This is a genomic window from Nitrosophilus labii, assembly GCF_014466985.1.
Lineage (GTDB): Bacteria > Campylobacterota > Campylobacteria > Campylobacterales > Nitratiruptoraceae > Nitrosophilus_A > Nitrosophilus_A labii.
The window spans coordinates 1,582,946-1,601,186 of sequence record NZ_AP022826.1 but is presented as its reverse complement, the minus strand read 5'-3'; the positions used below and the strand labels follow the sequence as shown (position 1 = coordinate 1,601,186).

The 18,241-nt window shown below is 31.4% G+C and carries 22 protein-coding genes; 17 read left to right on the top strand and 5 right to left on the bottom strand.

Annotated features, from left to right (window positions below; translation table 11 throughout):
• Positions 1-7: 7 nt before the first annotated feature.
• On the bottom strand, positions 8-940 hold the full coding sequence (locus NIL_RS08050) for an agmatine deiminase family protein (protein ID WP_187647264.1): 933 nt from the start codon (positions 938-940) through the stop codon (positions 8-10).
• A gap of 574 nt (positions 941-1,514) precedes the next feature.
• Here NIL_RS08050 and NIL_RS08045 point away from each other — a divergent pair.
• The 8 genes from NIL_RS08045 to NIL_RS08010 all read left to right on the top strand — a co-directional run bounded on the left by NIL_RS08045 (position 1,515) and on the right by NIL_RS08010 (position 7,970).
• Entirely contained in the window at positions 1,515-1,916 is a 402-nt protein-coding gene (locus NIL_RS08045; protein ID WP_197972072.1) for an HNH endonuclease, read from the top strand.
• Positions 1,917-2,100: 184 nt separating this feature from the next.
• Positions 2,101-3,822, top strand: coding sequence for a DUF262 domain-containing protein (locus NIL_RS08040; RefSeq protein ID WP_187647263.1), 1,722 nt, complete (start codon positions 2,101-2,103; stop codon positions 3,820-3,822).
• 315 nt (positions 3,823-4,137) lie between these two features.
• The gene (locus NIL_RS08035) at positions 4,138-5,346 is read left to right on the top strand and encodes an ATP-binding protein (protein ID WP_187647262.1); all 1,209 of its coding nucleotides are present in this window, start codon (positions 4,138-4,140) and stop codon (positions 5,344-5,346) included.
• Between the two features lie 302 nt (positions 5,347-5,648).
• A complete protein-coding gene (gene relB, locus NIL_RS08030) occupies positions 5,649-5,858 on the top strand; it encodes a type II toxin-antitoxin system RelB family antitoxin (protein ID WP_187647261.1) in 210 nt (69 codons plus the stop codon).
• A complete protein-coding gene (locus NIL_RS08025; RefSeq protein ID WP_187647260.1) occupies positions 5,851-6,108 on the top strand; it encodes a type II toxin-antitoxin system RelE family toxin in 258 nt (85 codons plus the stop codon). The genes relB and NIL_RS08025 overlap by 8 nt, the downstream gene beginning before the upstream one ends.
• A 273-nt stretch (positions 6,109-6,381) precedes the next feature.
• Positions 6,382-6,609, top strand: a complete 228-nt coding sequence (locus tag NIL_RS08020) for a ribbon-helix-helix domain-containing protein (RefSeq protein WP_187647259.1) — start codon at positions 6,382-6,384, stop codon at positions 6,607-6,609.
• Positions 6,596-6,934, top strand: coding sequence for a type II toxin-antitoxin system PemK/MazF family toxin (locus NIL_RS08015; protein WP_187647258.1), 339 nt, complete (start codon positions 6,596-6,598; stop codon positions 6,932-6,934). The genes NIL_RS08020 and NIL_RS08015 overlap by 14 nt, the downstream gene beginning before the upstream one ends.
• Before the next feature lie 16 nt (positions 6,935-6,950).
• Positions 6,951-7,970, top strand: a complete 1,020-nt coding sequence (locus NIL_RS08010) for an alanine racemase (protein ID WP_187647257.1) — start codon at positions 6,951-6,953, stop codon at positions 7,968-7,970.
• Here the strand turns inward: NIL_RS08010 and NIL_RS08005 are convergent.
• The 4 genes from NIL_RS08005 to ribA are packed head-to-tail and all read right to left on the bottom strand — an operon-like array spanning position 7,947 to position 9,678.
• Entirely contained in the window at positions 7,947-8,306 is a 360-nt protein-coding gene (locus NIL_RS08005; protein ID WP_187647256.1) for a hypothetical protein, read from the bottom strand. The genes NIL_RS08010 and NIL_RS08005 overlap by 24 nt on opposite strands.
• Before the next feature lie 14 nt (positions 8,307-8,320).
• On the bottom strand, positions 8,321-8,545 hold the full coding sequence (locus NIL_RS08000) for a PP0621 family protein (protein WP_187647255.1): 225 nt from the start codon (positions 8,543-8,545) through the stop codon (positions 8,321-8,323).
• Positions 8,546-9,118: a 16S rRNA (guanine(527)-N(7))-methyltransferase RsmG gene (gene rsmG / locus NIL_RS07995; protein ID WP_187647254.1), complete on the bottom strand. Its 573-nt coding sequence runs from the start codon at positions 9,116-9,118 to the stop codon at positions 8,546-8,548.
• The gene (ribA, locus tag NIL_RS07990) at positions 9,115-9,678 is read right to left on the bottom strand and encodes a GTP cyclohydrolase II (protein WP_187647253.1); all 564 of its coding nucleotides are present in this window, start codon (positions 9,676-9,678) and stop codon (positions 9,115-9,117) included. The genes rsmG and ribA overlap by 4 nt, the downstream gene beginning before the upstream one ends.
• A 52-nt stretch (positions 9,679-9,730) precedes the next feature.
• Between ribA and hemB the strand changes: the two genes are divergently transcribed.
• The 9 genes from hemB (at position 9,731) to hemN (ending at position 18,180) form a co-directional block, all read left to right on the top strand.
• Entirely contained in the window at positions 9,731-10,705 is a 975-nt protein-coding gene (gene hemB, locus NIL_RS07985; protein WP_187647252.1) for a porphobilinogen synthase, read from the top strand.
• Between the two features lie 141 nt (positions 10,706-10,846).
• Positions 10,847-11,770, top strand: a complete 924-nt coding sequence (argF, locus tag NIL_RS07980; RefSeq protein ID WP_187647251.1) for an ornithine carbamoyltransferase — start codon at positions 10,847-10,849, stop codon at positions 11,768-11,770.
• Positions 11,771-11,777: 7 nt separating this feature from the next.
• Entirely contained in the window at positions 11,778-12,842 is a 1,065-nt protein-coding gene (locus tag NIL_RS07975) for a multiheme c-type cytochrome (RefSeq protein ID WP_187647250.1), read from the top strand.
• A 111-nt stretch (positions 12,843-12,953) separates the two neighbouring features.
• Positions 12,954-13,454 (top strand): DUF2603 domain-containing protein, encoded by a 501-nt coding sequence (locus NIL_RS07970; RefSeq protein ID WP_187647249.1) that lies wholly within the window; start codon positions 12,954-12,956, stop codon positions 13,452-13,454.
• Between the two features lie 219 nt (positions 13,455-13,673).
• A complete protein-coding gene (locus NIL_RS07965) occupies positions 13,674-15,023 on the top strand; it encodes an NAD(P)/FAD-dependent oxidoreductase (RefSeq protein ID WP_187647248.1) in 1,350 nt (449 codons plus the stop codon).
• 9 nt (positions 15,024-15,032) lie between these two features.
• Complete coding sequence (locus NIL_RS07960) at positions 15,033-15,761, top strand: Rieske 2Fe-2S domain-containing protein (RefSeq protein ID WP_187647247.1); 729 nt, start codon at positions 15,033-15,035, stop codon at positions 15,759-15,761.
• Complete coding sequence (locus NIL_RS07955) at positions 15,761-16,216, top strand: thiosulfate oxidation carrier protein SoxY (protein WP_187647246.1); 456 nt, start codon at positions 15,761-15,763, stop codon at positions 16,214-16,216. Before NIL_RS07960 ends, NIL_RS07955 begins: the two co-directional genes overlap by 1 nt.
• Positions 16,217-16,225: 9 nt before the next feature.
• Positions 16,226-16,573 (top strand): thiosulfate oxidation carrier complex protein SoxZ, encoded by a 348-nt coding sequence (locus tag NIL_RS07950; RefSeq protein WP_187647245.1) that lies wholly within the window; start codon positions 16,226-16,228, stop codon positions 16,571-16,573.
• A 239-nt stretch (positions 16,574-16,812) separates the two neighbouring features.
• Positions 16,813-18,180: an oxygen-independent coproporphyrinogen III oxidase gene (hemN, locus tag NIL_RS07945; protein ID WP_187647244.1), complete on the top strand. Its 1,368-nt coding sequence runs from the start codon at positions 16,813-16,815 to the stop codon at positions 18,178-18,180.
• The last annotated feature ends 61 nt before the right edge of the window (positions 18,181-18,241 follow it).

Genomic DNA, 18,241 nt, shown 5'->3' with positions numbered 1-18,241 from the left:
ATTATATCTAAAAGAGATTCATACAGCTACAATGGATCGAGCCGTACTGTCTTATCAAGACTGAAGCGTCCAAACTTATTATGTCTCTATCTGGAAAAAGCTTTTTAAAGATTTTTATAGCCTCTTCGTCGTTTGGATCGTTATATGACGGAACGATAATCGCACCGTTAATTATAACAAAATTGGCATAGCTTGCGGGAAGTCTTTGGTTGTTAAAATATTTTGCGCTTACCCAAGGAAGAGGAACTGCTTTTAAACCAAATTTTTTTATCTCCTGTTCCATTTTTTTTAACTCGTCATAATGAGTATCATCTTTATCATCGCAGGTAATATAGGCTATTTCGTTTGGTGAAACAAATCTAGCTAGCATATCTATGTGGCTGTCTGTGTCGTCTCCTTTGAGATATCCGCTATCTAGCCAAAGAATCTTTTTTAGTCCAAAAGTATCTTGTAAAAAGCTCTCGATCTGTTCTTTGTTCATATGAGGATTGCGGTTTGCTTCTAAAAGGCATTTTGAAGTTGTTAGCAAAACCCCGCCTCCGTTAGAGTCTATACTCCCACCCTCGAGGACAAAACCTATCTTTTTCGTACCAAAGAGTTTGCGGTTGACTTGATTGTCAAAATTTGAGGGATATTTTAACCCCCAGCCGTTGAATGTAAAGTCAAGAAACTCTTTTTTGCCTTTTTTTTCTATCGTAATAGGGCCGTAGTCTCTAACCCACGTGTCGTTTGTTTTTACAAAAAAGTATTTTATATTTTTGAAGTTTTTTTTAGGCTTTTCTTCGCATAAAAGCCAAACTTCTTGGTAACGTGAAACAATATCTATAAATTTGTCAAAAAAATCTTTTGCTTCCTCTAGATACTCGGCCCAATCACTCTCTTTGTGGGGGTAAGAGATCAAAAGGGCTTTTTGTTTTTCCCACTCAGCCGGCAGTCGCATTACAATTCCTCTTTTTTATATTGCAATGGTAGCTAAAGAATACTTTTTAATCTCTAAATCTTTATCTAAAACAGCAAATCTTTGCTTTGAAAAATATTGTAACAATATCCCAACTATAGATAATGACGTACTCTATAACAAAAGGTTATGAAAATTTGTGAAAAAGCTGTTTAATACTAGATGAAATATAACTTATTGGGGATAAAAATTGCGAATTTCTCTTGGTATTATCTATTTTTATTACTAAACTAATATAAAAATACATTAAATATAAAAAATTGACAATATATGGTTTTTTTAAGTATTATTGTGTTAATGAATAAAATAAATAGTTACACTGTCGCCAGAGGCGCCAGCGTAACGCCGAGCAGAGCGAGTTTTTGTCACTCCTCTGTCGAGGCGTAACAAAACAAGAGAATCGTTTTTTTTTGCTTTGCGAAGTAAAAATATTTCCTTGAAATCGCAGGAGCGAACACTCTTTTACACTCCTTCGAGAAAATCCGAAAGCTTCGCTTTCAATTTCCTCTTGGAGCATCGCTCTGCTCGGCGTTATACAAAATTAGAAAGGTAGTATATGGAAAACAGACCACCTATTCCAGCAGAATTAAAAAGAAGAGTTCTAGTTGAAGCTGGTCATAGATGTGCAATACCAACTTGTAGACATATTGATGTTGATGTACACCATATTATTCCATGGTCAGAATGTAAAAAACATGAATATGAAAATCTTATTGCTTTATGTCCAAATTGTCATAGAAGAGCCCACAAAAACAATGAAATAGATAGAAAGTCACTTAGACTATATAAAGCAAATTTAAGATTTACTCATGATAGATTTTCTCAACTAGAAGTTTATGTTTTATTTGAATGCTTTAAGACAAATCAACCAATTATGTGGGCACCATTTAATAAAATTTTACTAAAAAGATTGATAGATTCTAGCTATATTGAATACCATGAACACCAAGTGATGTAATGATTGACGGTATGAAATCTAATCCAGACTATATTCAAATAACACAAAATGGCATAGAATATATTAATTCTTTAGGAGAAATTGAGCTTTAATGTATAACAGATCATTGTAGAGAAATATTTGAACCTGCGGCTCAAATATTTCTCAACTCAACCGTTATACTTACAAATAAGAAGGAAATGAATTGGCAAATTGGACATCATTAAAAATTGTAGATTGTATAGAGAAAATTGAAAAAGAAGAATTAGTATTACCTGTTGTTCAAAGAGATTTTGTATGGCCGAGTGAAAAAATAGAATTACTTTTTGATACCCTATTAAAAGGTGATTCTTTTGGCGGAATAATGACAATAAAAGATTTAAAAGGTAAAAAACCAATTTTTTCTTACAGAAGTTTTATAAAAAATTATGTAAAAGGTAATAATGTTTTATCAAAAGAAGTAGAGAAATTAAAACAAAATATTTCTTATGTCATTGATGGGCAACAAAGATTATCTGCTTTTTATATTGGAATATTAGGAACTTATAACAACAAAAGATTATATTTTGACCTCTTAAGTGAAATTCAACATAAACATTTTAACTTTAAATTTGCTCAAAATGAAACAAGTAAAGAATTAAAACCAGAACTTGACAATTATGATGGAACAACTAAAAATAGAACATTTTGGTATGCTATTAGTGATTTATACAAAAAAGTTGAAGAGTGTGGAGCAGACTATCATACGGTATATGAAGATGTAATTGATGAAAACCAAGAATATACTTTTAATGAAAAAGAATTAGAATTAATAAAAAGAAATATTGAAAACTTTACAAATCAAATATTTAATTTTCAAAACATTGGTATTTGTGAAGTTAGACTTGACAAAAAATATGATGAAGTTGCAAATAGAATTAGAGTTGTTGAGTTATTTAGAAGATTGAATCAAGGTGGAACAAAACTTGATGCTTTAGAATTAATGGCTTCAAAACTAAAAGGATACAATCCAAATCATGAAAAATTTTTACAAGAAATTGAAACATTTAATGATATTGGTTTTGGAAAAGACGAAGTGATTAGATTGATTTTTATTCTTCAAGATGATCATAAAAAAACAGTAGTAAATATCACTAAAGAAGATAGCGATTTTATAGAAAAATACCAAGACAGAATTAAATCTGCTCTTAAAGGAACTAAATTATTTTTAGAACAATCAAATCTTTATAAATTTTATAAAGACGAAAAACCTTCAATAATTCCTCTTTACTTTATTGCATATTTTTTATTTCATTTAGAAAAAAGTAATAAGGAGATTGAAGAATACTTTAATAATTCAGAAATAAATAATAAAAACTTTTCTCTTATTTATAAATGGGTATATTTATCAATGCTAAATAAAGTTTTCAGAAGAAGAGGAGCTGGATGGACAGCATATTCTACTGGAATTAGAAAAATATTAAGTGTTTTATCTAAAAATAAAAATAAAGACTTTCCAACAGATGAACTCTTTGAAATGTATTATAATCACCCTCTTGACTTTGATGAAAACATTGAACAAGAATATCTTGATGATTATGATTTTGATTTTTTAATGTATATTATCTATGAAAAACCTAAAACTTTTAGAAAAAATGATATTGACCATATTTATCCTAAATCTATTTTAGAAAAAAAAGGTTATGAATGGAGTAAAATAAATAGTATTGTTAATTACCAATTATTAGATTTCTCGACTAATAGGGGTAATAAAAAAGATAAAGAATTATACGAATGGATAAAAAATAATATAAGTAACAAAAATAATTATTTAAAAATGCATCTTATTCCTGATGATGAAGATTTATGGGAAAGTGATAATTTTGATGGTTTTTTAGAAGAAAGAGGTAAGTTAATAACAAATAAATTGAAAAAAGAACTCACATAAGAGTATAACAAAACATTGGAGAGAAATATTTGAGCCGCAGGGTCAAATATTTCTCAACTCAATCGTTAGAAGTTACTAGGAATATATAATGGCATCTCTTGCAAAAGAATTAATGCATACGACTGTCAAAATAGATAGAGGGTCAGAGCTTTACTTTTTCTTTATCTAAATAAATAAGCAAAAACAGAGTACTTTCATACAAATTTAATGTTAACTTCAATATTAGGATTGATATTAAAGAAACAAAAACAGCGATTGACAAACTATATTAAAAAATGTAAAATGTAATTAACAAAATTCATAGGTAAAAATAAAATGGATTTTACAAAATTTTATAATGAACAGTTTGAATTAATAAAAAAATTAGAGTTAAATTTCAAAAGAAGTGTTTATGAACTGTTAGATATAAAAAATAATAAACTAATTGCACTATTGGGGCAAAGAGGTGTTGGAAAAAGCACAATGTTGCTTCAAAAACTCAAAGAGCTAAACAATAACAATGCTTTATATATCTCAGTAGACAATCCATACTTTGCAAATGTAAATTTATATGAATTTGCTAAAAAATTTGAACATTACGGTGGAGAATTTTTATTTATCGATGAAATACATAAATACAGAGATATCGGCTCACATTTAAAAGTAATCTATGATATGACAAATCTAAAAGTTATAGTGTCTGGTTCTTCACTATTGCAAATTTACAAAGAAGCTGATTTAAGCAGAAGAATATATGAAATAAGAGTTCCTGTAATGTCTTTTAGGGAATTTTTAGAAGTAAAAGGATATTTTTTCAATAAATATCCTCTTGAAGAAATAATTACAAATCATATAGATATAGCAAAAGAGATAGCTTCTAAAATAAGACCTCTAAAGTATTTCAAAGAATACCTTGAATATGGTTGCTATCCATTTTTTTTAGAAGGGTTAAACTCTTATAAACAGAAACTCTTGAATATACTCAATTACATTCTTGAAGTGGATTTACCTTATACATCAAACATTTCATACTCAAATATAGATAAACTAAAAAGATTACTTTATTTGATTTCCATTTCTGTCCCGTTTACTCCAAATATCAATGAGTTATCTCAAAAAACGCAAATTTCAAGGCCATCTTTATTGGAGTATCTCTATTTACTTGAAAAAAGTGAGATATTAATTAATTTACATTTCAAGTCAAGAGGTATTTCAAAACTTCAAAAACCGGATAAAATTTATTTAAACAATACAAATTTAGTTAGAGCAATTGCAGAAAATTCAAATATTGGAAATGAAAGAGAAACATTTTTTGTAAATCAAATAAAAAGTTATTTTTTAAATAAAAAGAGTTTTTTTGATGAAGATATTATTTTATCTAAACAAGGGGATTTTATAGTTAAAGATTTTGTTTTCGAAATAGGTGGCAAGAATAAAACAAAAAAACAGATAAAAGAGATTCAAAATGCTTTTGTTATAAAGGATGATATTGAAATAGGAGATAATGCTTCTATTCCTCTTTGGATTTTTGGTTTTTTATATTAAATCCGGATTTTGCAATAGACTTTATCACATTGGCACTTAACACCAGGTTTTTGGCAATTAAAAATTTTTTGACTTATCACATTGTAGAAAGAGCTCAAAATTTTTAAAAAGCCTCTAAATTTTAAGCAAAAGCGTAGTGCAACAAATTCTATTGCAAAATCAGGGTTTAATAATCATCAATTTAGCAATTTTTTTATTTAATACTTTCAGCTAAAACCTTATTATGATATTTCACAACACTTATTGACAAAATGTACTATATGTATTACAATTAATACAAAATGATACAAAAAGGAGACGCTATGATTAGTGTACGACTTGATAAGGAGTTGGAAAAAGAGTTGGAAGAGATTGCAAAACTCACAAAAAGACCGAAAAGTTTTTTTATAAAAGAGGCTTTGAGAGAATATTTACAAGATATAAAAGATGTTTTGGAAGCAAAAAAAAGAGCAAACGATCCGCATAGAGAGCTTATTACATTAGATGAGCTCAAAAGAGAGCTAGATGTATAAAGTTTTACTCGATAAACGAGTAGTTAAAGATTTGAAAAAAATCGATAAAAAAAACAGAGAAAAGATACTCGCTGTCATCGAAGAGAAAATCGCTGCAAATCCTTATGAAGGCAAAAAGCTTTTGGGCGATTTGTCCGACTTTTATCGTTATAGAGTGGGAAATTATAGAATAATATATTCAATTTTTGATGATAGAATCGAAATAGAGATCATAAAAATAGGACATAGAAAAGAGGTGTACAGCAAGTAGTTTTACAAAAAATTAGGGGCAAATGCTAGAATTTAGCTTAGTAGATTTTTAGCTTAATATTTAACGAAATTTAAATAACTTCCAACACTTTAACTTTAATACTCTCTTGTTTATTCGGCTAAATCAAATTACATCTAACGCAATTTTTGGATAGTGTACAAAATCAGCTTTGACTATTTCTGATTTAAAACATGTTTATTGCAGAGGTTAAATTGTGCGTAATAACAGATATTTATGCTATAATACTGTAATACATTATTACAAGGAATAGAAATGATTTTGACTGTGAGAATAGATGATGATATTAATATACTATTAGAAGATATTACAAGATCATTTAAAAAAACAAAAAGTGAAATTGTAAGAGAGGCATTAAATAATTATCTAAAAGAGATTAAACATAATAAAGAGGAAAAAATAAAAAAAGCTATAGATAAATGTGCAAAAAAAGATATGAAAGTTTATAGAGATTTTGAAGGTATTTTAGATGAAAATCTCTAAAGGAGATATTTTTTTAGCAAACCTAAATCCCCAAAGAAAAAAAGAGAGTGGAAGGATTAGACCCGTTTTAGTTATCCAAAACGATATTTTCATGGAAAATGGTTATCCTACGATTTTGATAATGCCTTTGAGTACAGAATTGATTGATGATGCAAAGCCTTTGAGATATAGAATAAGAAAGAGAGAAAAATTGCAAAAAGATTCAGATGTTCTAATAGCCCATATTAGAGCAATTAATAATAATAGATTTATAGAGTATTTGGGAAAAGTTTCAGATAAGGAGATAGAGGAAATATTACAACTATTAGATGATATTATAAAATAAAATTTGAAGGTATAGTTTGGCATACGTTAAATTAAATAAAAATGCACTATTGCATAACTTAGAAATCATATCGAAAAAAGCGGGTGATAGAGACAAAGTTGCATTAGTTTTAAAAGATAATGCTTATGGACACGGACTTTTAGAGATAGCTTCGTTATCTAAGGAGTTCGGTATAAAAAGGGCGGTTGTAAGAAATCTTTTTGAGGCAAAAAGGGTAGAGGGCTTTTTTGATTATATATTGGTTTTAGCTGATATCCCGCAAGAGATTACTCCTTTTCATTTTACGATAAACTCTTTGGAGGATATAGCAAAGTTTCCAAAAGGCTCCAAAGTAGAGTTAAAAGTAGATACGGGAATGCATAGAAGCGGAATTTTGCCTAAAGAGTTAAAAGAGGCCTTTTTACTTATAAAAAAACAAAAGCTAGATTTAAAAGGGGTTTTTACTCACTATAGAAGTGCTGATGAACTTAGCAGCGAACTTTTTTGGCAACAAAAAAATTTTGAAGATGTAAAAAATGAGTCTTTGAGACTCTGTAAAGAGTTTGGATTTGAAAAACCGCTTTTTCACTCTTGCAACTCTGCCGCTCTTTTTAGGTTAAACGAGTTTAGCGATGATTTTGCGAGAGTGGGAATCGCCGCATACGGCTATCTTGAAATCGATGAGGTTTTTGATAAACCCGAATTAAAACCTGTTTTGTCTTTATGGGCTAAAAGAATTAGCAAAAGAGAACTGAAAAAGGGTGAGAGAGTAGGTTACGGCGGGGTTTTTGAAGCTGAGAAAGATTTGGTTTTATCAACTTTCGATGTGGGTTATGCGGACGGTTTTTTCAGGCTTGATGGAACACAAGAGTATGTCTTGCCTAAAGGTAACAAAGTAGCAGGAAGAGTCTCTATGGACAGTATGAGCGTGCTTTGTGATGAAGAGGAGATATGTATCATAGATAATGCAAAAATACCGGCTAGCTTTTTTGACACCATCACGTACGAGATACTAGTAAAACTATCCCCTTTTTTAAAAAGAGAGGTTGTCTCTTAGATATACCCCGTCGATTCCCTTTTGTGCGAAAATCTCTATCTCCCAGTCAAAAACGATTTTTACTAAAATTTTGGCATCAAAAAGATATTCGTTTGCTACATTTTGAATCTTTTTTGCCATATCTTTTTTGACTACAATATAAGCAGCACCAAAATGGTTTGCAAAAATAGCCTCTTTTATACTATCGACGGCTACGGCAAACGATAGATCGTTGTCATAGCAGTATTTTATAAGTTCTAAATCGTATCTAAAAAAAAGAGTAGTGTTTGGAGGAGTATTTTTAATCTCCTCGATAGTCTCTATTTTGCAAAAATCTTTTTTACTCTTTATTACCATTTTAACCTCTTTTTTTAATTTAACCCGGCACACTCTTTAGAGCAGTAATATTTTCCGTTTTTTATAATAGCCTCTTTATTGCTTACATAAGTTTTGCATTTTGTGCATTCTACCATGATATCTTCATCCATATCTTTTTTTGGAGTCTCTTTTTTGATGTTTTTAATCGGTTTTTGCTTTATAAAAAAGTAGTAGATTCCAAAAATAACGACTGCTAGTAGCAAAATCTTCATCAACATTTAAATCCTTTTATTTTTAATGAAAAGATATCTTCTTTTTCCTCTTCTAATGATATCAAAACTAAAATCTTTTAGCTCTTCTACCTCGTTATCTACCTCTTCACCTTTATAAAAAAGCAAAATCGTATCTTTTTTGATAAAAGTTCGACAAAGCTCTATCAAAAAGAAGGTTTTAGCCACCGCTCTTGAGGTGATAAGATCAAAAGGTTCAGCTGGTAGCTCTTCTACTCTCTTTTTTTCCACTTTTACGTTTTTAAGTTCAAGAGTCGCAACGATATAGTTTAAAAAAGCGGCTCTTTTGTTTCTTGGTTCTACTAGCAAAAACTCGGTATCTTTAAGTGCAAACGCAAGTATGAGTCCTGGAAAACCGGCTCCTGTGCCTATATCCATCGCTTTTTTTACTGGTGATAAAAATTTAACGGGATAGACTGAATCTTCTATATTTTCCCATACCTCTTTTTCTGATTTTGCACCGGTTAGATTGTGTATTTTGTTCCACTCAAGAAGTTTTTTTGTAAAAAAAGAGCATTTTTCATAAAAATCGTCTTTAAGCTCAAGATTGTCAAATCTCATAAAAGATGTCCCATTTTATCTTTTTTGATTTTGAGATACTCTTTATTATGAGGGTTTGGTTTTACTTTTATGGGAATTCTTTCAACAATCTCTATATCTTTTAGACTCTCTATCTTTTTTGGATTGTTAGTTAAAAGTTTTATCTTTTTTATATTAAAATAGTTTAAGATATACTCAACTATCTCGTATGTTCTTTCGTCCGCGCTAAAGCCTAGTTGATGATTGGCTTCGATGGTATCGTATCCTTTATCTTGCAAAGCGTATGCGTTGACTTTGTTTAAAAGTCCTATGTTTCTTCCCTCTTGTCTAAGATATATTACCATTCCGCTGTTTTTGGCTATAAAGTTTAATGCAAACTCCAGCTGCTCTCCACAATCACACTTTTTACTTCCCAAAGTATCTCCCGTTAGACACTCTGAATGGACTCTAACTATGGGGATATCGGGGAGGTTTTCTGTGAATATGACTAGATGCTCTTTATGTCCCTCTTTGAAACACTGTATTTTAAAATCTCCATATTTTGTAGGAAGATTTGCCTCTTTAGATATTTTTACCCTCATTTTCCTCTTCTTTTTGGTAAAATAGTACGAAATTATATCAAAAAGGTTGGATATGAGTTTTAAAAGATTTAGAAGACTTAGAATAAACCCGATTTTGAGAGATCTTGTTCAAGAGACCGTTATAACTCCAAACGATTTTATCTATCCACTTTTTGTAAAAAGCGGTGAAGGGTATAAAAAAGAGATAGAGTCTATGCCCGGTGTATTTCAGATGAGTTGTGATCATATACTAAAAGAGTGTGAAGAGCTTAAAAGTTTAGGACTAAAAGCCATTATACTTTTTGGAATACCTGAAGTTAAAGACTCTGTCGGAAGTGACGCTCTTTGTGAACATGGGGTAATAGCTACTACGGTAAGAGAGATAAAAAAAGCTCATCCTGATATGTTTGTAGTAACTGATCTATGTTTTTGCGAATATACAGATCATGGACACTGCGGTATTCTTGATCCGAAACTAAAAACCGTGGATAACGACGCTACTTTGAAGATTTTAGCGGATCAAGCGGTGATTCACGCAAAAGCGGGTGCAGATATGATAGCGCCAAGCGGGATGATGGATGGGATGATAACTGCTATAAGAGAAGCTTTGGATAAAGAGGATTTTATCAACACTCCTATAATGAGCTACTCTACTAAATTTGCGAGTAGCTATTATGGACCTTTTAGAGACGTAGCCGAGTCGGCTCCAAGTTTTGGAGATAGAAGAAGTTATCAGATGAATCCAGCAAATAGGCGAGAAGCGATTTTAGAGAGTATTGAAGATGAAAGGGAAGGTGCCGATATCTTGATGGTTAAGCCCGGACTTGCGTATCTTGATATTATAAGAGATATAAGAGAAAATACAAGATTGCCTTTAGCCGTATATAATGTTAGCGGTGAATACTCTATGCTTAAAATGGCGGGTAAAATGGGCGTTATAGATTATGAAAAGGTTATAATGGAGACGATGATAAGTTTTAAAAGAGCTGGAGCCGACATTATCATAAGTTATCACGCAAAAGAGATGGCTAAAATTTTAGGTGAGTAGGGTGAGTGTGGGTGTGAGTGTGTGTGTTAATTTACCACTCAACCACTCAACCACTTAACCAAAAATTCCAATTCCCAATTCCTAATTACTAAATAACAAATATAGTATAATTTCATTTTATTTATTGCAAAGGATAGAGATTTGCGACACTTTTTAACACTTAAAGACTATACTAAAGAAGAGATTTTAGAGATAATAAAACTAGCACAAAATATAAAAGCCGAAACCAAAAGAGGGGAATATGTTCCTTATCTTGAGGGACAGACTCTTGCTATGATTTTTGAAAAAAGCTCAACTAGAACGAGAGTTAGTTTTGAGGTTGGTATATATCAGTTAGGCGGGATAGGTCTTTTTTTAAGCAAAAATGATATACAGCTTGGACGTGGCGAGCCAATGCGCGATACAGCTAGAGTGATTTCTAGAATGTGTGATATGGTGATGATTAGAACCTATGCACAATCAGATCTCGAAGAGTTTGCAGCATATAGCAAAGTCCCCGTTATCAACGGTTTGACTGATGAATACCATCCTGTTCAGTTAATGGCCGATTATTTAACCATGGTTGAATACGGTAAAGAAAAAGACCCCATCGTAGCTTATGTTGGCGATGGAAACAATATGGCTCACAGTTGGCTAATGCTAGCTAGTAAGCTAGGTTTTGAACTGAGAGTTGCTACTCCTAAAGGGTATGAACCTAAAGAGGAGATTTTAGAAGATGCTTTTGAGTTTGCAAAACAAAGTGGAGCCAAAATAACGCTTTTAAACGATCCCAAAGAGGCTGTAGAAGATGCAGATGTAGTAACGACTGATACTTGGATCTCTATGGGACAAGAGGATGAAAAAGAGAAAAGAGTTAGAGATTTTAAAGGTTTTATGGTAGATAATAACCTTATGAGTTTGGCTAAAGATGATGCATTGTTTCTTCACTGCCTCCCTGCATATAGAGGTTATGAGGTAAGTGAAGAGGTTTTTGAAGCTCATGAAAAAGAGATCTTTGATGAGGCTGAAAATAGACTGCATGCCCAAAAGGGTGTAATGGTTTGGTTAGATAAACATCGAAAATAGGAAAAAAATGAGGGCAGTGACATTTTTGATACTTTTTGTTTTAATGTCTTATGCTTCTGAGATAGATCCTAAATATATGGTGGCAGGAAATTGTGCCGGTTGCCATAAGTGGGTTGTAGGCGGGTGGAAAACATCATGGCATTCAAAATCGCATTATTCAAAAAATCCTTTATATAAAGCTACATTGGAATTTATGTCAAAGAGACTTCACAAACCTTTAGAGGAGTTGGAGATAAGGTGTGCAAAATGCCATAACCCAAGAATGACCGTAAAAGAGTTGAGTATAGAAGATATCTATGCTCAAGGTTTCGGTTTTAAATCCAAAAAGATCGAAAAAGCTTTGAACGAGCCGTATGTTAAAGATGGAATAAACTGTATTATTTGTCACAATATCGATCATATAAAGGATAGTAAAGATCCAGAAGAAAGAGGTTATAAAAGTATCGTTTGGTGTCCAAACGATACTATGTTCGGTCCATTTGCCGATGCAAAATCTCCTTGTCATAAAACAAAACAGGGAGAACATTTTCTAAAGCCAAATAAAATCTGTTTTATCTGTCACTTTAACGGAAAAAATATACATGGTCTTGAAATTTATTCTACAGGCAAAGAGTATGAAAAGACAAATACTCAAAAATCATGCGTTGATTCTCATATGAGCGATAAGAGAGAAGGAAGAATTTCAAATATAGTTGTCAATGGATATATTCCCAAAGTAAAAGAGAATAGAAGTCATCTGTTTATGGGGGCAAGAAATGGGAATATTTTGCTAAAGGCTTTTGATATAAATGTTTATAAAAAAGAAAAAAATTTGATAATTAATTTAACCAACGTAATACCTCATTATGTACCAACTGGTTTTGCAAGTAGAAAAATTGTAATTAGTGTACAATTTGATAACGGAAAAAAATATAAAAAAGAGATAAAAACAGTTTTTAAAGATGATAAAGGGCGTTTGACTCTTCCTTATTTGACTAAGGAAAAAGTTTTTGACAATAGATTTAAACCAAATGAGCAAAGAATTTATAAAATTTTAATTCCAAAAAACTCTAAAATGCAAAAATATATATAAGTTAGTTGATGAAGAAATTGCCAAAATTCTAAAAATTAAAGATAAAATATTTTTAAAAGATTATGGGATCGCAAATCTTAGTATAGAACTTAAATAACAAATGGAGGAGATGTGCAGTTAGAAAATATAAACGGAAATAATTTATTGCAAAATATAGATAAGGTAGCAGACGAACTTGGAATTATAAATAGAGATAATATTGTGGTGGTCAAAATAAACAAAACAGATGATCCAAATAAAAAAATATTAGAACTAGTTAAAGGTAGTTGGGATACAAATGCCCCTTGGTTTGTTATAGGAGAGGACGATAAAGTCTTTTTTCTATCTTCAATTGAATCGATATTAGAGTTGATAAACTCAATTAAAAAAACAAAATATGAAAATTTTAATCTTAAGTTAGAAAAGGCAATATTGGAAAATCTCCCTATAGATTTTAACGATGTATGGGTAGTAGCTATGCAAGAGATTCAAAACAGACTTGCTAAATCAAAAGACAAACATCTTTTAGATATCGATATAAAAAGTCTAATAAAAGATATTAAAAAGAACTATCCAAATCTTTTTTTGAAACTAAAAGATTTAGGTTTTCCTCCTAATAACAATCTTCAATAGGCTGTTTGCCGAAATTACGGCAAATAGCCATAAAGCCTACTTATATAAATTATAATTATAGAAAATATTATATCACTTATAAGAATTTTTTAATGAATTAAGCATAAATTAAGCCATCGATGTTTATTATTTCATAAATAAAATTGAAGTAGTTTATTATAATATAAAATCATTTGATAATATTTATGCTTAACGATAAAAAAATCTAAAGGATATAAAATGGCATTATCAAGAAGAGATTTACTTAAAATTTCCGCAATCTTAGCGGCTACAAGTTCATTTGGTTCCGAGTCTTCTAAAAAAGATGTTGATATAAAAAAAAGTATCTCTTCGTATAGGGTTCAAAATGCACCTTTACCAAAACCGAAAGGTCCTAGAGTGGTTGTCGTAGGAGGCGGTTGGTCTGGTCTTGCTGTAGCTAAATATCTTAAAAAGTTTTCGCCTAAAACTGATGTTGTTTTAATTGAAAAAAGATCAGTGTTTGTCTCATGCCCATTAAGTAACCTTTGGCTTGTTGATTTAATAGATCTGCAGTTTTTGACCCATGATTATCTACAAGCAGCTCAAAATAACGAATATATATATTTTAATGCCACTGTATATGATATAGATAGAGTTTCAAAAAAGGTTTATACAAATGAAGGTATAGTTAGTTACGACTATTTAGTTTTAGCACCGGGAATAGATTACGATTATGAAGAATGGACTAACGGCAATATGGAATTGGAAACGAAGCTGAAAAGTTTATATCCCGCAGGATTTATTCCGGGAAGCGAGCATTTTACTTTAAAGAGAAAAATCGAAGAGTTTGAAGAGGGCAATTTTGTTTTGACGGTTCCTGGCGGAAATTACAGATGTTTACCCGCCCCTTATGAGAGAGCATCTTTGATTGCTTGGTATATGAAAAAAGAGGGAATAAAAGGAAAAGTTGTTTTGATTGATGAAAATCCCGATATTACTATAAAAAAAGATGGTTTTAATTCCGCATTTAATGAGCTGTATAAAGATTATATTGAGTATTTACCAGGTTCAAAAATAACTGATATAGATTTGGATAAAAAAAGAGTAGTTACTGATATGGGAGATGAGATAGATTTTTCCGATGCGTCTTTTTATCCAAGAATTAGAGGCGCAAAACTTTTAGAGATTGTAGGTGTCGCAAAAGATAGCGCATTTAATAAAAAAGAGGCAGATATTGATCCTTTCACTTATCAATCAAAAGCGGATCCATATATCTACTGTACGGGTGACGTAAGGCCTATGGGATTTAGCAAGTCAGGCAATACGGCAAACTCTGAGGGACATCTTGTAGCGAAAATTATCGCTTCCGTGATTGAAGGTAAAGAGTTCAAGTGGGATTCTCCGATTACTGTATGCTATTCTGCAGTTTCTGGTGATCCTATTAGAGCGATATCTGTAAACGCTAAATATGCCTACGATAAAAAGAAGAAGGTATTTACCTTCAAAGATGCCTCTACTATGGAAAATTGGAAAGGGAAACAGGGGATTATGAGTGGAAAAGGACTTTTAGAGTGGGCTAAAGGGATGTATAGAGATATGTTTATGTAAAGGAGGTTTATGGAGAGACGCTCATTTTTTAAAATATGTGCTAAAGGTACACTTTTAGTAGCAATCTCACCCTTTTTAATAGAGGGTTACCTTAAGGCTGATGACGGAAGGTTGTTTAAATCTTTCAACAGAGTCAAGCTACTTGATTGTTACGGTAATCCTCTAAAAGAAGAGATTTTACAAGAAGAAGTGACTTACGTTTTTAACTATCCGTACGCTTCTACCCCCTGCTTTTTGATAAAGCTTAGCGAGCCTGCAGCTAAAGAGATTAAGTTAAGAGATGAAGAGGGAAGCGAATATATCTGGAAAGGCGGCGTGGGGAAAGATAAAAAAGTTGTAGCTTACAGTGCAATTTGTCCCCATCAATTGGCACATCCAAATCCTAATGAGAGTTTTTTAGGGTATATTCCAAAAGAGAAAAAGAGTATGGCTTATAAAGAGGGAGGAGTTATAGTTTGCGCCTCACATCTTTCTGCTTTTGACCCAAAAACTGGAGCTAAGGTTTTAGCCGGTCCCGCAAAAGAACCTATGGCATCTATTATTTTAGATGTTGACGAAGAGGGTGTTTTTTGGGCCAGTGCTGTTTTGGGTCCTGCTAAGTTTTTTGACTATTTTAAAAGTTTCAAACCGGAACTTAAAGAGTTTTACAAAAATATTAGAAAAGCTAAAAAACTTGTATCTTTGGGAGCGGTTGTCAAGCCTTTGGATGTATACTCTAAAGAGGTGGTGATATATTGATGAAAAGAAGAGAATTTTTAAAAAAGAGTTCTATTGCCGCACTATCTTTGGCGGCTGTTGATATTTGTGCTAAAAATGTATCGGGTAAGATAGATTTTGAAGAAGCTTACGAAGATGCAGTAAAAGGTGCAAAAAAGATTTACAAAAACTCGAAAAAGATAAAACTTAAAATCCCAAAAGATGTTAAAAGCGGTCTTGTAGTTCCTGTTGAAGTAGATATAGACTATCCTATGGAAGGGGATAGATATATTGAACATATTTATATTTTAGCTACAAAAAACCCGGTAGCTAATATTGTTAAAGCAAATTATACCTTTATAAACGCAAAGGCTTATCTCTTTGTAAATATAAAACTCTCCGAAACTCAAGAGGTCGTAGTTTTAGCAAAAAGCAATATAGGTGAGATTTTTGAGAAGAGAAAAAGAGTAAAAGTAGCGATTAGCGGTTGTAGTTAAAGGATAAAGATGAGTATGGATTTTAAATGGAAAAGAGGAGTCATAAAGCCTTTAAAAAGAGATATAAAGAAGGGAGATGTCGTAATATTTACTGCAGCAACATATCACCCTATGGACTCAGGTCTTCAAAGAGACAAAACAACCAATAAAATAAAACCGAAATTTTTTGTAAAAGAGCTCAAGATATTTTTTGAAGATATTTTGGTATGCAGTTTTGATTTTGAAGTAAGCGCTAGTCCTAAACTTGTAATAAAATTTCCTTTAAAAGTTTTCAAAAGCGGTACGATAAAAGCAGTATGGGAAGATAATTTGGGAAATATTTTGAGTAAAAGTGTAAAGATATCGGTTCAAAATTGAATAAATATTATATCAGTGACAACTATAATTTTTTGTCTATGGGAAAAAAATAAGATTTTATTAAATTAACGATATAGCCATAAGAGGTTTTAACGATTTTCGTAAATTTTAAGAGTCGGTATGAGCTATCGCGTGAATTAAGAGTGTGTCAGAGTTATATCGTTAATCTTATATTTTAAATTTTATCCTCAAATTATATTTTTTTTGTACAATAAAGTAAATCTTTTAATGGGGAAAATATGATTGATTTTAAAAAGTTTACGAAATACGCTAAGCCTGGTCCTAGATATACTAGCTATCCTACGGCTGTTGAGTTTAGCGAAGATTTTACCTATGATAAATATATTCAAAAACTTCAAGAACAAAACTCACAAAGACCACTTTCGTTATATTTTCATCTCCCATTTTGTAGGAGTGCATGCTACTTTTGCGGCTGTAATGTGGTTTTTACCTCAAAAGAGGAGAAGAAAGAGAGATATATATCTTATCTTAAAAAAGAGATGTATATTTTAAAAAGATATTTAGATACCTCAAGAAATATAATTCAGCTTCATTTTGGAGGAGGTACGCCTACTTTCTTTTCCGCAAATCAATTAAAAGATATTATAGAAACTATAAAAGATGTTTTTCCAAACTTTGACAAAGAGGCAGAAATAAGTTGTGAAATCGATCCTAGATTTTTGACTAAAGAGCAGATGGATGTTTTAGTAGAAGGTGGATTTAACAGAGTAAGTTTTGGAGTGCAAGACTTCAACGAACAGGTTCAAAACGCGGTTCACCGTTTGCAAAGTTTTGAGATTACGCAAAAAGCGGTTGAACTTGCTAGAGGTGCTGGAATATCGAGCATAAATATTGATCTTATTTACGGACTTCCTTTCCAAACGCTTAATAGTTTTAAAGAGACGTTAGAGCTTACTCTAAAACTAAATCCAGATAGATTGGCGATTTTTAATTACGCTCATGTTCCTTGGCTGAAGAAGACGATGAGAAAAATTGACGAAACAACTCTTCCCGAACCTGAAGAAAAGCTGAAAATATTAAAGTTTATTATCGATTTTTGGACAAAAAATGGTTATAAAATGATAGGGATGGATCATTTTGCCAAACCTGAAGATGAACTTTTTAAGGCTATTGAAAAAGGTGAACTGCATAGAAATTTTCAAGGATATACCACAAAAGGTGGTGCAGATCTAATAGGTATAGGGCTTACTAGTATAGGTGAGGGTGTAGACTATTATGCACAAAATTTCAAAGATATGAGAGAGTATGAAGAGGCGATAGAGAAAGATATGCTCCCTTATTGGAGAGGGATAGAATTAAATTTTGATGATAAAGTTAGAAAATATGTCATTATGGAATTGATGGCAAATTTTAAATTGGATATAAAAAGATTCGAAAAAGAGTTTGGATTGGATTTTAAAGAGTATTTTAAAGAGTCTTTAGAGCAGTTAAAAGAGTTTGAAAAAGAGGGATTGGTTAAAATTCACGATACCGATATTGAAGTAAATCAAACGGGTACGTTGTTAATAAGAAATATTGCTATGTGCTTTGACGCTTATCTAAAAAAATATGGGGAAGGAAAAAAGGTATTTAGTAAGACGGTATAACTAGAATTTATTAGTTAATATGTAGTTAAACGGATATAGAATTAAAATAGATTTATATAGC

Excerpts from the sequence above, each read along its gene's own strand:
- NIL_RS08050 (WP_187647264.1), bottom strand. The coding sequence starts at position 940 with ATGCGACTGCCGGCTGAGTGGGAAAAACAAAAAGCCCTTTTGATCTCT.
- NIL_RS08045 (WP_197972072.1), top strand. The coding sequence starts at position 1,515 with ATGGAAAACAGACCACCTATTCCAGCAGAATTAAAAAGAAGAGTTCTA.
- NIL_RS08035 (WP_187647262.1), top strand. The coding sequence starts at position 4,138 with ATGGATTTTACAAAATTTTATAATGAACAGTTTGAATTAATAAAAAAA.
- relB (WP_187647261.1), top strand. The coding sequence starts at position 5,649 with ATGATTAGTGTACGACTTGATAAGGAGTTGGAAAAAGAGTTGGAAGAG.
- NIL_RS08025 (WP_187647260.1), top strand. The coding sequence starts at position 5,851 with ATGTATAAAGTTTTACTCGATAAACGAGTAGTTAAAGATTTGAAAAAA.
- NIL_RS08020 (WP_187647259.1), top strand. The coding sequence starts at position 6,382 with ATGATTTTGACTGTGAGAATAGATGATGATATTAATATACTATTAGAA.
- NIL_RS08015 (WP_187647258.1), top strand. The coding sequence starts at position 6,596 with ATGAAAATCTCTAAAGGAGATATTTTTTTAGCAAACCTAAATCCCCAA.
- NIL_RS08005 (WP_187647256.1), bottom strand. The coding sequence starts at position 8,306 with ATGGTAATAAAGAGTAAAAAAGATTTTTGCAAAATAGAGACTATCGAG.
- NIL_RS08000 (WP_187647255.1), bottom strand. The coding sequence starts at position 8,545 with ATGTTGATGAAGATTTTGCTACTAGCAGTCGTTATTTTTGGAATCTAC.
- rsmG (WP_187647254.1), bottom strand. The coding sequence starts at position 9,118 with ATGAGATTTGACAATCTTGAGCTTAAAGACGATTTTTATGAAAAATGC.
- ribA (WP_187647253.1), bottom strand. The coding sequence starts at position 9,678 with ATGAGGGTAAAAATATCTAAAGAGGCAAATCTTCCTACAAAATATGGA.
- hemB (WP_187647252.1), top strand. The coding sequence starts at position 9,731 with ATGAGTTTTAAAAGATTTAGAAGACTTAGAATAAACCCGATTTTGAGA.
- NIL_RS07975 (WP_187647250.1), top strand. The coding sequence starts at position 11,778 with ATGAGGGCAGTGACATTTTTGATACTTTTTGTTTTAATGTCTTATGCT.
- NIL_RS07965 (WP_187647248.1), top strand. The coding sequence starts at position 13,674 with ATGGCATTATCAAGAAGAGATTTACTTAAAATTTCCGCAATCTTAGCG.
- NIL_RS07960 (WP_187647247.1), top strand. The coding sequence starts at position 15,033 with ATGGAGAGACGCTCATTTTTTAAAATATGTGCTAAAGGTACACTTTTA.
- NIL_RS07955 (WP_187647246.1), top strand. The coding sequence starts at position 15,761 with ATGAAAAGAAGAGAATTTTTAAAAAAGAGTTCTATTGCCGCACTATCT.
- NIL_RS07950 (WP_187647245.1), top strand. The coding sequence starts at position 16,226 with ATGAGTATGGATTTTAAATGGAAAAGAGGAGTCATAAAGCCTTTAAAA.
- hemN (WP_187647244.1), top strand. The coding sequence starts at position 16,813 with ATGATTGATTTTAAAAAGTTTACGAAATACGCTAAGCCTGGTCCTAGA.